The sequence below is a fragment of the Hydrogenophaga sp. genome (genome assembly GCF_026125825.1).
Classification (GTDB): Bacteria; Pseudomonadota; Gammaproteobacteria; order Burkholderiales; family Burkholderiaceae_C; genus Hydrogenophaga.
On the sequence record NZ_JAHCKK010000094.1, the window covers coordinates 1 to 16,960 of the forward strand.

Consider the following 16,960-nt stretch of genomic DNA (forward strand, 5'->3'; position numbering starts at 1 on the left):
ATGTCAAGCCACACGCCGCTCGGCGCTGGGCAGGTAGTGGAGGACGCGTTTCTCGGCGATCACCACGGCGTAGTAGGCGACGATGCCAATCACCGTGAGCGCGGCGATGACCACGAACACGCCGGCGGTGTTGCCCTGGCCCTCGAAGAACACCAGCATGTAGCCCAGGCCCATGTTGCCGCCCACGAGTTCGCCGACCACCACGCCAATGACCGCCAGCGTGCTGGCGATGCGCAGGCCCGAGAACAGGGGCGGCAGCGTGGTCGGGAACTCGACCATGCGGAACACCTGCAGCCGGGTGGCGGAGAAGGAGCGCGCGAGGTTGATCAGGTCGTGGTCCATGGTGCGCATGGCCGAGAGCACGTTGATGAGCACCGGGAAGAACACGATCAGGATGGCGACCAGGATCTTGGGGTACATGGTGTAGCCCAGCCACATCACGAACAGCGGCGCGAACGCGACCTTGGGCGCGATCTGCAGTGCGAGCAGGTAGGGCGAGAGCACGGCTTCGACCTTGGGCGAGAGGCCCAGGGCGTAGCCGATCAGCGCGCCCAGCAGCGAGCCCAGGATGAAGCCGATGACGACTTCCAGGCCGGTGATGCCGGCGTGCCAGAGCAGCCGCTCGGCGCCCCAGATGCGCACCGCCTCTTCCCACACCCGCGAGAAGGGTGGCAACACGAATTCGGGCACGCCCAGGAGGCCGGGAACGAATTCCCAGACCGCCATGAACACCACCAGGACCAGCAGGCTCCAGAGCGCTGTGCTGTAGCGCTGCAGTACGTCTTTCATGTCGCGACTCTCAGATGCGGGAAGGGAAGGGCCACGCGACTCACTTGGCCGTCACGAACTGGTTGGTGTAGAGCTCCTTGACCGGGGTCTCCTTGGGCACCACGCCGTTGGTGACGTAGAACTTCTGCAGCTCGGCCAGGCGGACCTCGTCCATCGTGCCGGGCACCTTCTGCGCGGCGTAGACGTACTTGTTGTAGAGCTCGAAGGCCTTCAGGATGCTGGCTTCCTTGCCCTTGTGCGCCGGCACGTGCGCCACGTAGGCGGTGGTGGCGGCCTTGGGGTCGGCCATGATGTCCTTCATGCCCTTGAGCGTGGCGCGCACGAGCTTCTGGATCAGCTGCGGGTTCTTGGCGATGGTCTCGTCGGAGGCCAGGATGGCCTGGGCCATGCTCTTGAAGTAGATGTCGGCGGGGAGGATGTCGACCTGCGCACCGGCTTCCATCGCGCTGACCGTCCAGTCGGGCACGCCGGCCATGGCCGTGGCCTTCTTGGCGGCGAACTGCTGCCACACGCCGGCGGGGCCTGCGGCCTGGATGTTGACGTCGTTCTTGGTCAGGCCGACCTTGCTGAGCATGCCCAGCAGGGCGTAGTAGGTGGTGTCGGTGTAGGCCAGGACGGTGACGGTCTTGCCCTTGAGTTCGCGCGGGCTCTCGATCTTCTCGTCCTTGTGGCTCACGAGCTGGGTGAGCGAGCCCGCGCCGAGCACGGCCACGGCCTTGACGGGGATGCCCTGGGCGCGCGCGATGATGGGGGTGTCGCCAATGGCGCCGCCGATGACGGCGTTGCCCGCACCGATCTGCTTGGCCACGTCCACACCGCCGCGCGCGGTGACGAAGTTGACCTTGAGGCCTTCCTGTTCGTAGTAGCCCTTGGCCTGCGCCAGCATCCAGGGGCCGAAGGCGGGCAGGGTGCCGGGCGCGGGCAGCAGGTAGGTGATCTCCTGCAGCTGGGCGTGGGCGGCCAGGGGCGAGACCAGCGCCGCGGTGGCGAGCAGGCTCAGGCAGGCACGGCGGGTTCCGTTGAAAGCGCGGGTCATCTTCATGGCAACTCCAGGGGCAGGTGGTTGAATGGACAAAGGGAAGCGGGAATCAGTGCACGTCGGTCTGCGCGTCGAGCTTGAGCAGGTCCATCAGGCGCGAGACGTAGTCGCCCACGGCAGGGTGCTTGCGGCGCGCCATCGGGTTGTCGCGGCCGGGGATCTCCACCACGATCTCTTCGACGATGGTGCCGGGGCGCTCGCTCATGACCAGGATGCGGTCGGACAGCGCGACGGCTTCGGCCAGGTCGTGGGTGATGAAGAGCACGGTCTTCTTGTGCTCGGCCACGGTGCGCGCCAGGTCCTGCTGCAGGATCATCTTGGTCTGCGCGTCCAGGGCGGAGAAGGGCTCGTCCATCAGCAGCACGATCGGGTCCACCGCGAGAGTGCGGGCCATGGCGGCGCGCTGGCGCATGCCGCCGGAGAGCTGGTGCGGGTAGCTGTTGCCAAAGCCTTTGAGGTGGCACTGGGCCAGCAGCTTCTCGGAGATGGCGGCGCGGTCGGCGGCGCGCACGCCGCGCAGTTCCAGGCCGAACTCGACGTTCTGCGAAATCGTGCGCCAGGGCATGAGCAGGTCCTTCTGCAGCATGAAGGCGACGTGCTTGTTCGGGCCGGTGACGACTTCACCGTTGACCTTGACGGTGCCGGCCGAGGCCTTGGCCAGGCCCGAGCCCATATTGAGCAGGGTGCTCTTGCCGCAGCCCGAAGGACCGATGAGGGACACCACTTCGCCCGGCTGGATGGACAGCGTCACGTTGCGCGCGGCGATCACTTCCGGGTTCTTGCCCCTGGCGGGGAAACGCTTGTCCACCCCGATGAATTCGATCGCGGGATGCAAGCTGCCCGTGGCCGGGGTGCTTGCGCGGGAGCCGTGAAGTGCGTCGTTCATGGGGACCTGCGGGTGAATGAGAGTGTTTTGTATATGAAACATTGATTCATTACGGAATCAATGCTAGGGCCGTTGCCGGGCTTTGTCTGCAAAAACCTACTAAGGCCACGGGGTATTGGCGCGGGTGGCCGGGCCGGCCTCGGACCCGGCTGGCGGCGCGCGCGGAAGAGGGGCCGCCGTCTATGGCCTAATAGCGGCTTTTGCAATCTCTCTCAGGAACCAGCCATGGGCAACAAAATCGTCACCGAAGCCGACCGCAAAGCCACTCCCCGTCCGAAGCCCGTCGCTGGCGTCACCCTGACCACGCCCGGCCGCGGCCAGCGCGTGAGCCTGGAGCGCGGCGTGGCCACGCGCAGCAAGAAGAACCCGGGCAAGCGCTCGAAGAAGGGCGGCTGATCGCCCCCTGGCCCGCGCGGCCAGGCTCCCTGCACGAAGGCCCGCATCGCGGGCCTTTTGCTTTGGCGGATCGGCCTTTCGTTGGCCCTGATGCGCTCCCGGGCTTTTTGTCAGCCGAGACAAATATTGCCTAGGCATGTATATTCGCGACATGCCTCGCACCACCCCGCCCCCCGCTTTCTACGACGGACACAACTTCACGCCCGACCAGAGCGTGGGTTACCTCATGAAGCGCGTGATGATGTCCATCGTCTACCAGGCCGACAAGCGCCTGTGCCTGCACGACCTCACCACCGCGCAGTGGGGCCCGCTGATGAAGCTGCGCATGCAGGGCACGGCCACGGTGGCGGAGCTGGCGCGCTGGTCGCAGATCGATGCCGGCGCCATGACGCGCCTGCTCGACCGCCTGGAGAAGAAGGGCCTGTGCACGCGCGTGCGCTCCACCGAGGACCGCCGCGTGGTGGTGGTGGAACTCACGCCCGAGGGCAAGGCCGCCATGGAGCACGTGCCCGAGGTGCTGGCCGATGTGATGAACCAGCACCTGGCGGGTTTCAGCAAGACCGAGTGGCAGGCCCTGCTGGGCTACCTGCGCCGCATGGTCGAGGCCGGCGAGGCGCTCAAGGACGCGGGCTGACGCCTCGCCGGTGAAGGCCCGCCGCACCGCTTTTTCTGGATTCCATTACTTGCCTAAGCAAATGAAGCCTTATCAAATATTCTCCGCACGCCGCACGGTGGCCACCTTGAGCACCCTGGCGCTGGCCGCCTTGCTGGCGGCCTGTGCCAGCAGCGCGGGCATTTCATCGCAAGCGACGGTGCTGGCGCCGCAGGCCGTGGGCCTGGCCCAGCCCTCCAGCGGCGGCGCGCCCGCCGAGCCGGTGCCCGCCGATTGGTGGCGCGACTGGGGCGATGCATCGCTCACCCAGGTGATCGATCAGGCCCTGCAGGCCCAGCCCTCGCTCAAGGTGGCGCAGGCGCGCCTGCGGCGCGCGCAGGCGGCCACGGCCGGTGAAGAGGCCGCCGATGGCCTGAGGGTCAATGGCAGCGCCGACGCCACGCGCCAGCACTTCAGCGCCAACAGCATCTACCCGCCGCCGCTGGGGGGCTCCACGCGCACGCTGGCGAACGCGCAGATCGCCGGCAGCTGGGAGTTCGACTTCTTTGGCCTGCACCGCGCCGCGATCGAGGCGGCCGTGGGCGGCGAGCGAGCCGCCGCGGCCGACCTGCAGGCCGCGCGCAATGTGCTGGCCAGCCAGGTGGCGCAGACCTATGTGCAGCTCGGCCGCCTGCTGGCGCAGCGCGAGGTGGCGCAGCAGGCGCTGGCCCAGCGCGAGCAGATGCTGGGCCTGATCCGGCAGCGGGTGGACGCCGGGCTGGACACGCGGGTGGAGCTCAAGCAGGGCGAGGGCGCGCTGCCCGAGGCGAGCGTGCAGATCGAGCAGCTGGACGAGCAGATCGCGGCCACGCGCCACGCGCTGGCCGCGCTCGCGGCCCTGCCGCCGGCCAGCTACGACCAGCTCAAGCCCGACCTGGCGGCCCTGCGCACCCTGGCGCTGCCACAGGTGCTGCCGGCCGACCTGCTGGGCCGCCGGCCCGACATCACCGCCGCGCGCTGGCGCATGGAGGCGGCCACCAGGGGGGTGGACGTGTCCAGGGCGCAGTTCTATCCGAACGTGAGCCTCACGGCTTTCGTGGGCCTGTCCAGCATCGGGCTGGACCGCCTGGTGGATTCGGGCAGCCAGCACTACGGCATCGGCCCGGCGATCCACTTGCCGATCTTCGACGCCGGCCGCCTGCGCGCGCAGCTGCGCACCCGCACGGCCGACCTGGACGCCGCGGTGGAGAGCTACAACGGCGCGGTGCTCGAAGCCGTGCGCGAGACCGCCGACCAGCTCAGCGCCCGCCAGTCGCTGGAGCGCCAGCGCGAGCAGCAGGCGCAGGCGCGCAGCGCGGCCGAGGCCGCCTACGACATCGCCACGCAGCGCTACCGCGCAGGCCTGAGCGGCTACCTCACGGTGCTCAGCGCCGAGACCTCGCTGTTGAACCAGCGGCGCCAGACCGTGGATCTGCAGGCGCGTGCCCTGTCCACGCAGGTGGCGCTGGTGCGCGCCCTGGGCGGCGGCTTCGAAACCGGGGCCGCGGCCTCGAACTGATTTCCTTTTCCATCTTGCTCACCGACCAACGGAGCCCCTCATGACCACCCCTTCAGACACCACCGCGCCGCAAGGCAACCCCGCCCGCAAGAAAGCCCTGACCGCCGTGAGCGCGCTTGTGCTCGCCGCGGGCCTGGGTTACGCAGCCTACTGGGCCCTGGTGCTCAACCATTACGAGACCACCGACAACGCCTATGTGCAGGGCAACGTGGTGCAGATCACGCCGCAGGTGGCGGGCACGGTGGTGGCGATCAGCGCCAACGACAACGACCATGTGCAGGCCGGCCAGTGGCTGGTGCGCCTGGACCCGACGGACGCGAAGATCGCGCTCGAGCAGGCCGAAGCCCAGCTCGCGCAGACGGTGCGCGAGGTGCGCACGCTCTACGCCAACAACCGCACCCAGGGCGCGCAGATCGCCCTGCGCGAGGCCGATCTGGCGCGCGCGCAGGCCGACCTGCAGCGCCTGCAGGACGACGTGGCACGGCGCCAGCCGCTGGTGGCTTCCGGCGCCGTGGGACAGGAAGAGTTCAAGCACGCGACGGCGCAGCTGGCCGCCGCGCGCAGCAGCGCCGAAGCGGCCCGGGCGGCCGTGCTCGCCGCGAAGGAGCAGCTGGCCTCGAACCAGACGCTGACCGAGGGCATCGCGGTCGACCAGCACCCCAGCGTGCTGCGCGCCTCGGCCCGCGTGCGCGAGGCCTATGTGGCGCTCAAGCGCGTGGAGTTGCAGGCGCCGGTGGCCGGCTATGTGGCCCGCCGCAACGTGCAGCTGGGCCAGCGCGTGCCGGCCGGTTCGCCGCTGCTGTCGGTGATCGCGCTCGACCAGGTCTGGGTGGACGCCAACTTCAAGGAAAGCCAGCTCAAGAACCTGCGGCTGGGCCAGCCGGTGGAGCTCAGCGCCGATGTGTATGGCAAGAGTGTGAAGTACCACGGCACCATCGAGGGGCTGGGCGCGGGCACCGGCGCGGCTTTCGCGCTGCTGCCGGCGCAGAACGCCACCGGCAACTGGATCAAGGTGGTGCAGCGCGTGCCGGTGCGCGTGCGCCTGGACGCCAAGGAGCTGGTGGACCACCCGCTGCGCCTGGGCCTGTCGATGGAAGCGCGCGTGGACGTGAGCAAGACCGAGGGCCGCATGCTGGCCGATGCGGCTGCCGCGCCGCAGGAGGTGCAGACCGCCGTGTTCGAACAGGACAACCGCGAGGCCGACGCTCGCGTGCAGCAGATCATCGGCCAGCACGGCGGTGGCGGCGCACGCACGGCGGCCACCGCCCGCGCGCCCGCGGCACCCGCCGCGCCGACCCTGCCGCCCGCCCCGGTGAGCACGGGCTCGGTGGCTCTGGCCCGTTGATCCGGCGCTGACCGCCATGGCCGACAGCCACGCTCTTCCCGCCTCGGGGGCCGTGCCCTCCGGGGCGACACCACCGGCGCCCGCGCCCAGCGCCTCGCCCACGGTGTTCGAGCCCCTCAAGGGGGCGCAGCTGGTGCTGGGCACGGTCGCCCTGTCGCTGGCGACGTTCATGAACGTGCTCGACACCTCGATCGCCAACGTGTCCATTCCCGCGATCGCGGGCGACATGGGCGTGAGCCCCGCGCAGGGCACCTGGGTCATCACCTCGTTCGCGGTGGCCAATGCCATCTCGGTGCCGCTCACCGGCTGGCTCACGCAGCGCTTCGGCCAGGTGCGCCTGTTCACCATGAGCGTGCTGCTGTTCGTGATCGCCTCCTGGCTGTGCGGCCTGGCGCCCAACATCGGCATGCTGATCGCGTTTCGCGTGCTGCAGGGGCTGGTGGCCGGGCCGATGATCCCGCTGTCGCAGACGCTGCTGCTGGCGAGCTACCCGCGCGCGAAGGCGGGCACCGCCATGGCCATGTGGGCCATGACCGTGCTGGTGGCGCCGGTGGCCGGGCCGCTGCTGGGCGGCTGGATCACCGACAACATTTCCTGGCCCTGGATCTTCTACATCAACATCCCGGTGGGCCTGCTGGCCGCCGCGCTCACCTGGTCCATCTACCGCAGCCGCGACCCGGGCCCGCGCCGCGTGCCGCTGGACGTGATCGGCCTGGTGTTGCTGGTGCTGTTCGTGGGTGCCATGCAGATCATGATCGACATGGGCAAGGAGCTGGACTGGTTCGAGTCGGGCGAGATCATCGCGCTGGCCGTGGTCGCGGTTGTGAGCTTCCTGTTCTTCCTCGCCTGGGAGCTGACCGACAAGCACCCCATCGTGGAGATCCGCCTGTTCGCACGGCGCAACTTCGTCACCGGCACGCTGGCGCTGTCCATCGCCTACGGCCTGTTCTTCGGCAACGTGGTGCTGTTGCCGCTGTGGTTGCAGCAGCACATGGGCTACACGGCGACCTGGGCCGGCCTGGCCACGGCGCCGGTGGGCCTGCTGGCCATCGTGCTCTCGCCCTGGGTGGGCAAGAACGTGAGCCGCATCGACCCGCGCAAGCTCGCCACCGTGGCCTTCCTCGGCTTTGGCGCGGTGCTGTGGATGCGCTCGCATTTCAACACCCAGGCCGACTTCATGACCATCCTGATCCCCACGCTTTTGCAGGGGGCGGCCATGGCGTTCTTCTTCATTCCGCTGCAGGCCATCGTGTTCTCGGGCCTGCAGCCGCAGCAGACGCCGTCGGCCGCGGGCCTGTCCAACTTCGTGCGCATCACGGCCGGCGCGGTGGGCACGTCGCTGTTCACCACGCTGTGGGAGAGCCGGGCCTCGCTGCACCATGCGCAACTGGTGGAGTCGATCCACAGCGGCAACGCCACCGCCATGGCCACGCTGGACCAGCTCATGGGCAGTGGCATGAACCGCGAGCAGGCGCTGACGACGATCGACCGCATGATCAACCAGCAGGCCTTCACGCTGGCGGTGACGGACCTGTTCTACCTTTCGGCGGCGCTGTTCTTCCTGCTGGTGGCGGTGATCTGGTTCTCCAAGCCGGTGCTGGGCGCTGCGGTGGACGCGGGTGGGGGGCATTGAGGGAGGCACCCCCCGCGCGGCTTCGCCGCTCCCCCCTCTCTCGCCTTCGGCGGGAGGGGGGCGACACCTGGGGCCGGCGAAGCCGGACCCTCGGTGTCTCTGGAGGGCGTCACTTCACTCGGGAGCTCGGCCACGCTTGAAGCTGAGGAAGCGGCCCTTGTAGGACTCGCCGTCTTCCAGCTGCCGGTCGGCGGCCTGCATGTTCAGCACGAAGCCCAGCGCGGCCATGTCGCGGCCGAAGGCGGCGCGGTTGCCACGGTCGGGGTCGACGATGATCACTTCGGCCTCGGGCGCCGCGTGGCGGTAGATGAAGGCCGCGAGTTGCGCCGGTTGCTGGCGCTCGTAGAGCAGGTCGCTGCCGACGATGAGGTCGAATCGGCCCAGCGCCGGGTTGTCGGTGGCGGCGGTGCTTTCCCAGTTGCCAGCCTGGTAGGGCATGGGGCCCAGGCCGTTGAGGGCGAGGTTGTGCCGCAGGAATTCCTCGGTCAGCGGGTGCCAGTCGCTCACCGTGACGTCGCCCCCGCGCCGGTGCATGACCAGGCTGGCCAGCGCCAGGCCCGCGCCAATCTCCAGCACGCGCAGGCCTTCGATGGGGTGCGTGAGCATGGCCAGGGCCAGCACGCGCGAGGAGGGCCATACCTGCCCGAAGTGCGACCAGCCCGCCGGGGGCAGGCCGATGTCGGCCGCGTGGTGCTGGGTGTCGGTGTACTGCTGGTCGTCGAGGAGCCGACGGATGTGCCAGTCTTCGCCGCCGAGGCTGAGGGTCTCGGTCCGGACTTGGTAGCCTGGCATGGGAGCTTTCGTTGAGGGTGTGGCGCACGGTACCATGCCCAGGCACCCGCCGGGTGGTGCGTTTGCGGGAGTGTTCGCATGGGCTGGTTTTCCAAGAGCAAGGACGGCTTTTTTCTCAGCACCACCACGCCTGAGGGGGTGGAGCGGTCGCAATACCTGGGCATCGTGCACGGCGAGGCGATCATCGGCGCCAACATCTTCCGCGACTTGTTTTCCTCGGTGCGCGATGTGGTGGGCGGGCGCGCCGGCGGCTACGAACGCGCCCTCTCGGGCGCGCGCGACGCCGCCATGGACGACCTCATGGAATCGGCGCGCGAGATGGGCGCCACCGGCGTGATCGGCATCGATTTCGATTACGAGGTGCTCGGCGAGACCAACGGGATGATGATGGTCGCGGTGAGCGGCACGGCAGTGAAGCTGTAGCACCCCCGCCGCTCAGGCGTCGATCTGCATCGCAGGCCTTGCCTGCACCCGGCCCAGCCAGGCCGCGACGTGCGGGTGCGAGCCCACCGGCGCGCCGATGTAGGCGCTGTAGCCGATCACCGAGCCCACGATGAGGTCCACCAGCGAGTAGGCCTGACCCAGCATCCAGGGCTGGGCCGCCAGGCGCGCGTCCAGCAGGGCGAGCAACTGGTCCAGTCCCTTGTGCGCCGAAGTGCCGTGCGCGTCGTCGGGCGTGCCCAGGTCGCGCGCGGCCTGCAGGCGCACCAGCTGCGCGCCGTAGGTCACGTAGGACCAGGTGCTCCAGGCCATGGCCTGCAGGCGCTCGGGCGTGCCTGGGGCCGGCCACAGGCCTTGTTGGACGCCGTAGGTCTCGCCCAGCCACATCTCGATGGCCAGCGCCTCGAACAGGGGCGCGCCGTCCACGGTCAGGGTGGGCACCTTGCCATTGGGGTTGAGGGCCAGGTAGTCGGGCCGGCGCTGCTCGCCCTGGGTGATGTCGATCTTGACGCGCTCGTGCTTCACGCCCAGTTCGGCGAGGGCGCAGGCAACGGGGGTGGCGCTGGACATGGGGTGCCAGTAGAGAACGATCTGGGACATGGGAGGGCTCCTGGAGAGGGGGGATGAGTCGGCTCGACACCGCGTCGGGCCGGGCTTGCAATGTCGCGCCTATTGCGGACAGTTTCGGCCCTCGATTGAAGGTAGAGTGGTGCCATGCTGTCGTCGTCTTCCCGGTTGCTGCGTGTCTTGTCCCTGCTGCAGGCCCGCAGCCATTGGGCGGGGACCGAGCTGGCCGAGCGGCTGGAGGTGCATCCGCGCACGCTGCGGCGCGACATCGACCGCCTGCGCCAGCTGGGCTACCCCATCCACGCCAGCAGCGGCGTGGCGGGCGGCTACGCGTTTCGCGCGGGCCAGTCGCTGCCGCCGCTGTTGCTGGACGACGATGAGGCCCTGGCCGTGGCGATCGCGCTGCAGGTGGCCGCGTCGGGCACGGTGAGCGGGGTGGAGGAGGGTTCGTTGCGCGCGCTGGTGAAGCTGGAGCAGGTGATGCCCACGCGCCTGCGCCGCCGCACCGCCGCGCTGCGCTCGGCCATCGTGCCTTTGCAGCGGGGTGGGCCCACGATCGACGCGGGTGTGCTGGCGCTGCTGGCCGTGGCCTGCCGCGACCAGCTGCAGGTGGGCTTCCACTACCGCGACATGCGGGGCCAGAGCAGCGTGCGCACGGTGGAGCCGCAGGGCCTGGTGCACACCGGCAGCCGCTGGTACCTGGTGGCGTGGGACCCGGCGCGCGATGGCTGGCGCACTTTCCGCATCGACCGCGTGGAGGGCCGGCCGAGCACCGGTGCCCATTTCGCGCCGCGCGCCGCGCCGGCGGGCGACCTGCGCGCTTTTGTGTCGGGCACGCTGGCGGGCGTGCAGCAGGGCGATGTGGCGCGCGTGGTGCTGCACCGGCCGCTCGAGGCGATGGTGCGCGTGATCCCGGCCTCGGCCGCCACGCTGGAGGCGATTGACGAGACGCGCTGCCTGATGCGCTGCGGTGCCGGCCAGCTGGAGTCGCTGGACTCGCTGGCCTACTGGCTCATGGCGATGGACGTGGACTTCGACGTGCTGGAGCCGCCCGCGCTTCACGAGCGCCTGCGCGCGGCAGGCGAGCGCCTGGCGCGCAACCTGGCCCGCGCGGGCCGCTGAACTCAGCCGCCGCGCAACGCCTTGAGCAGCTTCTGGCCGGCGCGGCCATTGGCTTCCTGGCCCAGGCGCTCCTGTTCGGCGCGGATCGCCACGCGGCTCCTCTCGCCCAGCATGCCGTCCACTTCGCCGATGTCGTGGCCGCGCGCGATCAGCAGGGTCTGCACTTCGCGGCGTTCGGCGCGCGAGAGGCCGGGGTCGTCGGTGGGCCAGGGCGTGGCGAAGGGGCCGCCGCCGCGCAGCCGGTCGGCGAGGTGCGCGATCGCCAGGCCGTAGCTTTCGGCGGCGTTGTAGCTGTAGATCGCATCGAAGTTGCGCAGCACGAGGAAGGCCGGACCTTGCGCACCGGCGGGGGTGAGCAGGCCGGCGCTGCCGCTGGCGGGCAGGGGCGAACCATCGACCCGCCTGACGCCGCGCGCGATCCAGTCTTCCATGGTGCGTTTGGTGCGGCGGCCTTCATTGCTGGCGTTGAAGCCCGAGGGCAGCTTCACCTCGAAGCCCCAGGGCTGGCCGGTTTGCCAGCCGGCCTTGGCGAGGAAGTTCGCGGTCGAGGCCAGGGCGTCGGGTGTGCTGTCCATCAGGTCGGCGCGGCCGTCGCCGTCGAAGTCCACCGCCAGCCGCTCGAAGGTGCTGGGCATGAATTGCGTGTGGCCGAACGCGCCGGCCCACGAGCCCACCAGCCGGCCCGGCGCGATGTGCCCGGCCTGCAGGATGCGCAAGGTGGCGTAGAACTCGGTGCGGAAGTAGGCCTGCCGCCGGCCGAAGCACGAGAGCGTGCCCAGCGACTGCACCAGCGGTGACTTGCCGAAGGTCTGGCCGTAGTTGCTCTCCACGCCCCAGACGGCCACCACCGTGGCCGGGTCCACGCCGTAGCGCTCCTGGACGCGCCGCAGCGTGTCCGCGTGCAGCGTGAGCATGGCCTGCCCCTCGGCGACGCGCTGCTCGTCCACCAGCCCGGCGAGGTAGTCCCAGATCGCGGTGCGGAACTCGGGCTGGAAGTTGAGCTTGTCGATCACGCTCATGTCGGGCACCAGGCCCAGCGTGTGCTGCGTGAAGGTGGCGTCGCTCACGCCCACGGCGCGCGCCGGCGCGCGCAGCGTGTTCATGCAGTTCTCGAATTCCTGGGGTGCAGGTGCCGGCGTGGGGCCGGGCGGCTGTGCCTGGGCCTGCGCGGCGGTGGCGAACAGGGTGGCGCAGAGGGCGGCGAGCAGGGGCTGGGCGTGGCGTCGGGCTTTCATCCGCCCGATCTTAGCCAAGCCCCCTGCGCGGCGGCCTCAACCCAGGGCGGCATCGAGTAACAGCATGAACACGAAACCCGCCAGCAGCGTGGCCGTGGCCAGGGTTTCGAAGCCGTTGCGGTGCGTCTCGGGGATGATCTCGTGGCTCACCACGAACAGCATCGCGCCCGCCGCCAGGGCCAGGCCCAGCGGGTAGAACGCGGGCAGGCTGCCCAGCACCGCCAGGCCGAGGATGGCCCCCAGCGGCTCGGCCAGGCCGGTGAGGGCGGCCACGCCCCAGGCCTGCGCGGCGCTGCGGCCCAGCGTGCGCAAGGCCATGGCCACGATCAGGCCTTCGGGCATGTTCTGCAGGCCGATGGCCAGCGCCACCGAGGCGCCGGCCTGGGCGCCCGCGGCGTCCTGCGGGCCGGCATAGGCCGCGCCCACGGCCAGGCCTTCGGGCACGTTGTGGATCAGGATGGCCAGCACCATCAGCCGCGCGCTTTGCACCGCGCCGGGCGTGTGCGCGCTGGCGTGGCCCTGTGCCGCCGGGGGCAGCACGGCGTGTTCATGCGGGGTGAAGCGGTCCACGGCCAGCATCAGGCCCATGCCCAGTGCCAGGCCCACGCCGCTGAGCGCGGCCGCGCCGGTGCGCCCGCCCAGGAGGGCCTGGCCCGCGTCCAGCGAGGGCAGCAGCAGCGCGAAGATGGCCGCCGCCAGCATCACGCCGGCCGAGAACGAGAGCAGGGCGGCCTCCTGCAGCTTGCTCACGCGCGTGACCAGGAACACCGGCAGGGCGCCCACGGCGGTGGCCACCGCGGCCAGCAGCGATGCCTGCACGCCGGCGGCCATGGCACTGCCGTGCTCGGCCGCGTCCCACCAGGCGCGCGTGGGCGCCCAGAAGGTGCTGAGCGCGGCCAGGCCCGCCATCACCAGCAGGCCCATGCCCAGGGCCAGCATGGCATGCCGCAGGGCATGGGGTGGCAGCGGCGACTCCAGCTGTTGCAGCTGGGCCCAGGCGGGTCGGACTTGTCGGATCAGTTCGGCCATGGATGAAGGCTCCTGCGGGGGATGGAAACGGGTATTAGTTTGTCAAAGGCTATCGGTTTTCGCCAATCGATGTTGCCAATGAGCGGCATAGGCGAGCCGGTGCAGGGGGGCGGATGAATCCGACCATCGTCGTCCTTTGCGCAGGCGCCCAACAAAAAAGCGACGCATCCGCGTCGCTTTTTTGTTTTTCAGGGGCCTGCGTCGGGATCAGCTGAAGAACGACTTCGCTTTCTCGAACCAGCCCTTGTCGTTCGGGCTGTGCTTGTGGCCGCCCTTCTTGAACGACTCGTCGAGCTCCTTGAGCAGTTTGCGCTGGTGCTCGGTGAGCTTGATCGGCGTTTCCACCGCCACGTGGCAGTACAGGTCGCCGGGGTAGCTGCTGCGCACACCCTTGACGCCCTTGCCGCGCAGGCGGAAGGTCTTGCCGCTTTGCGTGCCTTCGGGCAGGTCGATGGTGGCCTTGCCCGCCAGCGTGGGCACGTCGATCTCGCCGCCCAGGGCGGCCACCGTCATGCTCACCGGCACCTGGCAGTGCAGGTCGTCGCCCTCGCGCTCGAAGATGTCGTGCTTGCGCAGGCGCACCTCGATGTAGAGGTCGCCCGAGGGGCCGCCGTTCTGGCCGGGTTCGCCGTTGCCGGTGCTGCGGATGCGCTGGCCGTCGTCGATGCCGGCGGGGATCTTGATCTCCAGCGTCTTCTGCTTCTTGATCTTGCCCTGGCCGTGGCAGGTGGTGCACGGCTCGGGAATGATCTTGCCGCTGCCGTGGCAGGTGGGGCAGGTCTGCTGCACGCTGAAGAAGCCCTGGCGCATCTGCACCGAGCCCTGCCCGTGGCAGGTGGTGCAGGTCTTCACGCTGGTGCCGGGCTTGGCGCCGGTGCCGCTGCAGGTCTCGCAGTTGTCCCACGAGGGAATGCGGATCTGCGTTTCCTTGCCGGCGGCGGCCTCTTCGAGGGAGATTTCCATCGCGTAGGAGAGGTCGGCCCCGCGGTAGACCTGGCGGCCCCCGCGCTGGCCGCCGCGAGCGCCACCGAAGATGTCGCCAAAGATGTCGCCGAACGCATCGCCGAAGCCGCCGAAGCCTTCGGCACCACCGGCACCGCCGCGCATGTTGGGGTCCACGCCCGCGTGGCCGTACTGGTCGTAGGCCGCCTTCTTCTGCGGGTCCGACAGCATCTCGTAGGCCTCCTTGGCCTCCTTGAACTTCTCTTCGGCCGCCTTGGCCGCATCACCCTGGTTGCGGTCGGGGTGGTGCTTCATCGCCAGCTTGCGATACGCCTTCTTGATCTCGTCGTCGCCGGCGTTCTTGGGCACGCCCAGCACTTCGTAAAAATCGCGTTTAGCCATGGTTTCTAGGAGCGGTTCACACTGGTTCGTTTGAGCACAAACGCCGCGTCAGGTTGCCCGGACGCGGCGAGTGATGGTCGGAAGCGGGCCCTCGATCAGCCCTTCTTCACTTCCTTGACTTCGGCATCGACCACGTCGTCATCGGCCGGCTTGCTGCTGCCCTGCGGTGCCGCTTCGTCGGCACCCCCTGCGGCAGCGGCCGCTTCGGCCTGCGAGGCGGCGTAGACCTTCTCGCCCAGCTTCTGGCTCGCGGCCATCAGGGCCTCGGTCTTGGCTTCGATGGCTTCCTTGTCGTCGCCCTTGGCGGCTTCTTCCACGTCTTTCAGCGCGGCTTCGATGGCTTCCTTCTCGGCGGCGCCTTCGAGCTTGTCGCCGTGCTCGCCCAGCGACTTCTTCACGCTGTGCACCATGGCTTCGGCCTGGTTGCGGGCCTGCACCAGCTCGACCTTCTTCTTGTCGTCGGCGGCGTTGAGCTCGGCGTCCTTCACCATCTGCTGGATCTCTTCTTCCGACAGGCCGGAGTTGGCCTTGATGGTGATCTTGTTTTCCTTGCCGGTGCCCTTGTCCTTGGCGCCCACGTGCAGGATGCCGTTGGCGTCGATGTCGAACGACACTTCGATCTGCGGCATGCCGCGCGGGGCGCTGGGGATGCCTTCGAGGTTGAATTCACCCAGCAGCTTGTTGCCCGAGGCGATCTCGCGCTCGCCCTGGAAGACCTTGATGGTCACGGCCGGCTGGTTGTCTTCGGCGGTGGAGAACACCTGCGAGAACTTGGTCGGGATCGTGGTGTTCTTCGCGATCATCTTGGTCATCACGCCACCCATGGTCTCGATGCCCAGGCTCAGCGGGGTCACGTCGAGCAGCAGCACGTCCTTGCGGTCGCCGGAGAGCACCTGGCCCTGGATGGCGGCACCCACGGCCACGGCTTCGTCGGGGTTGACGTCCTTGCGCGGATCCTTGCCGAAGAACTCCTTGACCTTCTCCTGCACCTTGGGCATGCGGGTCATGCCGCCGACCAGGATCACGTCGTGGATGTCGGAGACGCTGATGCCGGCGTCCTTGATGGCCGTGCGGCAGGGCGCGATGGTGCGCTCGATGAGTTCTTCCACCAGGGCTTCGAGCTTGGCGCGCGTGAGCTTGATGTTCAGGTGCTTGGGGCCCGAGGCATCGGCGGTGATGTAGGGCAGGTTCAGGTCGGTCGCGGCCGAGCTGGAGAGCTCGATCTTGGCCTTCTCGGCGGCTTCCTTCAGGCGCTGCAGTGCCAGGACGTCCTTGCTCAGGTCCACGCCCTGGTCCTTCTTGAACTCGCCGATGATGTAGTCGATGATGCGCTGGTCGAAGTCTTCACCGCCCAGGAAGGTGTCCCCGTTGGTGGAGAGCACTTCGAACTGCTTCTCGCCATCGACGTCGGCGATCTCGATGATGGACACGTCGAACGTGCCGCCACCCAGGTCGTACACCGCGATCTTGCGGTCGCCCTTTTCCTGCTTGTCCAGGCCGAAGGCCAGCGCCGCCGCGGTCGGCTCGTTGATGATGCGCTTGACGTCCAGGCCGGCGATGCGGCCGGCGTCCTTGGTGGCCTGGCGCTGGCTGTCGTTGAAGTACGCGGGCACCGTGATCACGGCCTCGGTGACCGTCTCGCCCAGGTAGTCCTCGGCGGTCTTCTTCATCTTGCGCAGCACGTCCGCTGACACCTGCGGCGGCGCGATCTTCTTGCCGCGCACTTCGACCCAGGCGTCGCCGTTGTCGGCGGCCGAGATCTTGTAGGGCATCAGGTCGATGTCCTTCTGCACTTCCTTCTCGGTGAACTTGCGGCCGATCAGGCGCTTCACCGCGTACAGCGTGTTGTGCGGGTTGGTCACCGCCTGGCGCTTGGCCGAGGCGCCGACCAGCACCTCGCCGTCTTCCTGGTAGGCCACGATCGACGGCGTGGTGCGCGCACCCTCGCTGTTCTCGATCACCTTGGTCGAGTTGCCTTCCATGATCGCCACGCACGAGTTGGTCGTGCCGAGGTCGATGCCGATGATCTTTGCCATGTCGAGTTCTCCTGGGAGCTGAATCGGGTTGTCTTCGAATTGTGGATAACCGGGGCTATTTCAAGGCTGGCGGGCCTGTGGACGGCTCATTTCGGCGCGGCCACCGTCACGAGCGCCGGGCGCAGCACGCGCTCGGCGATCAGGTAGCCCTTCTGC

General features: G+C 69.0%; 17 protein-coding genes. 7 read left to right on the forward strand and 10 right to left on the reverse strand.

Annotated elements, in window-relative coordinates:
• Positions 1 to 3 precede the first annotated feature (3 nt).
• The 3 genes from KIT86_RS20820 to KIT86_RS20830 are packed head-to-tail and all read right to left on the reverse strand — an operon-like array spanning position 4 to position 2,714.
• Positions 4 to 789, reverse strand: a complete 786-nt coding sequence (locus KIT86_RS20820; protein ID WP_297401940.1) for an ABC transporter permease — start codon at positions 787 to 789, stop codon at positions 4 to 6.
• A 40-nt stretch (positions 790 to 829) separates the two neighbouring features.
• The gene (locus KIT86_RS20825) at positions 830 to 1,831 is read right to left on the reverse strand and encodes an ABC transporter substrate-binding protein (protein ID WP_297401941.1); all 1,002 of its coding nucleotides are present in this window, start codon (positions 1,829 to 1,831) and stop codon (positions 830 to 832) included.
• A gap of 46 nt (positions 1,832 to 1,877) precedes the next feature.
• The gene (locus tag KIT86_RS20830) at positions 1,878 to 2,714 is read right to left on the reverse strand and encodes an ABC transporter ATP-binding protein (protein ID WP_297401944.1); all 837 of its coding nucleotides are present in this window, start codon (positions 2,712 to 2,714) and stop codon (positions 1,878 to 1,880) included.
• 225 nt (positions 2,715 to 2,939) lie between these two features.
• On the opposite strand from KIT86_RS20830, the gene KIT86_RS20835 reads away from it, so the two are divergent.
• The 5 genes from KIT86_RS20835 to KIT86_RS20855 all read left to right on the forward strand — a co-directional run bounded on the left by KIT86_RS20835 (position 2,940) and on the right by KIT86_RS20855 (position 8,238).
• A complete protein-coding gene (locus KIT86_RS20835) occupies positions 2,940 to 3,110 on the forward strand; it encodes a hypothetical protein (protein ID WP_171020127.1) in 171 nt (56 codons plus the stop codon).
• 151 nt (positions 3,111 to 3,261) lie between these two features.
• Entirely contained in the window at positions 3,262 to 3,744 is a 483-nt protein-coding gene (locus KIT86_RS20840) for a MarR family winged helix-turn-helix transcriptional regulator (RefSeq protein WP_297401948.1), read from the forward strand.
• Between the two features lie 97 nt (positions 3,745 to 3,841).
• Positions 3,842 to 5,260 carry an efflux transporter outer membrane subunit gene (locus KIT86_RS20845; RefSeq protein ID WP_297401950.1) on the forward strand — a complete coding sequence of 473 codons (1,419 nt, stop codon included), beginning with the start codon at positions 3,842 to 3,844 and terminating at the stop codon, positions 5,258 to 5,260.
• Positions 5,261 to 5,300: 40 nt separating this feature from the next.
• A complete protein-coding gene (locus KIT86_RS20850; RefSeq protein ID WP_297401952.1) occupies positions 5,301 to 6,605 on the forward strand; it encodes an efflux RND transporter periplasmic adaptor subunit in 1,305 nt (434 codons plus the stop codon).
• 16 nt (positions 6,606 to 6,621) lie between these two features.
• Complete coding sequence (locus KIT86_RS20855) at positions 6,622 to 8,238, forward strand: DHA2 family efflux MFS transporter permease subunit (RefSeq protein ID WP_297401954.1); 1,617 nt, start codon at positions 6,622 to 6,624, stop codon at positions 8,236 to 8,238.
• Positions 8,239 to 8,352: 114 nt separating this feature from the next.
• Here the strand turns inward: KIT86_RS20855 and KIT86_RS20860 are convergent, their stop codons facing one another.
• Positions 8,353 to 9,030, reverse strand: coding sequence for a methyltransferase domain-containing protein (locus tag KIT86_RS20860; RefSeq protein ID WP_297401956.1), 678 nt, complete (start codon positions 9,028 to 9,030; stop codon positions 8,353 to 8,355).
• Positions 9,031 to 9,108: 78 nt separating this feature from the next.
• Between KIT86_RS20860 and KIT86_RS20865 the strand changes: the two genes are divergently transcribed.
• Positions 9,109 to 9,453, forward strand: a complete 345-nt coding sequence (locus tag KIT86_RS20865; RefSeq protein WP_297401958.1) for a heavy metal-binding domain-containing protein — start codon at positions 9,109 to 9,111, stop codon at positions 9,451 to 9,453.
• Positions 9,454 to 9,465: 12 nt separating this feature from the next.
• On the opposite strand, the gene KIT86_RS20870 is transcribed toward KIT86_RS20865, so the two are convergent.
• Complete coding sequence (locus KIT86_RS20870) at positions 9,466 to 10,071, reverse strand: glutathione S-transferase family protein (protein ID WP_297401959.1); 606 nt, start codon at positions 10,069 to 10,071, stop codon at positions 9,466 to 9,468.
• A 114-nt stretch (positions 10,072 to 10,185) separates the two neighbouring features.
• Between KIT86_RS20870 and KIT86_RS20875 the strand changes: the two genes are divergently transcribed.
• The gene (locus tag KIT86_RS20875; RefSeq protein WP_297401961.1) at positions 10,186 to 11,160 is read left to right on the forward strand and encodes a YafY family protein; all 975 of its coding nucleotides are present in this window, start codon (positions 10,186 to 10,188) and stop codon (positions 11,158 to 11,160) included.
• Between the two features lie 2 nt (positions 11,161 to 11,162).
• Here the strand turns inward: KIT86_RS20875 and KIT86_RS20880 are convergent, their stop codons facing one another.
• The 5 genes from KIT86_RS20880 to grpE form a co-directional block, all read right to left on the reverse strand.
• Positions 11,163 to 12,395: a lytic murein transglycosylase gene (locus tag KIT86_RS20880; protein WP_297401963.1), complete on the reverse strand. Its 1,233-nt coding sequence runs from the start codon at positions 12,393 to 12,395 to the stop codon at positions 11,163 to 11,165.
• A 36-nt stretch (positions 12,396 to 12,431) separates the two neighbouring features.
• Complete coding sequence (locus KIT86_RS20885) at positions 12,432 to 13,424, reverse strand: ZIP family metal transporter (protein WP_297401965.1); 993 nt, start codon at positions 13,422 to 13,424, stop codon at positions 12,432 to 12,434.
• A gap of 207 nt (positions 13,425 to 13,631) precedes the next feature.
• The gene (gene dnaJ, locus KIT86_RS20890; protein ID WP_297401967.1) at positions 13,632 to 14,768 is read right to left on the reverse strand and encodes a molecular chaperone DnaJ; all 1,137 of its coding nucleotides are present in this window, start codon (positions 14,766 to 14,768) and stop codon (positions 13,632 to 13,634) included.
• 95 nt (positions 14,769 to 14,863) lie between these two features.
• Positions 14,864 to 16,804: a molecular chaperone DnaK gene (gene dnaK / locus KIT86_RS20895; protein ID WP_297401969.1), complete on the reverse strand. Its 1,941-nt coding sequence runs from the start codon at positions 16,802 to 16,804 to the stop codon at positions 14,864 to 14,866.
• Positions 16,805 to 16,890: 86 nt separating this feature from the next.
• Positions 16,891 to 16,960: nucleotide exchange factor GrpE (grpE, locus tag KIT86_RS20900; protein ID WP_367185456.1), on the reverse strand; the 70-nt coding region annotated here is incomplete at its 5' end.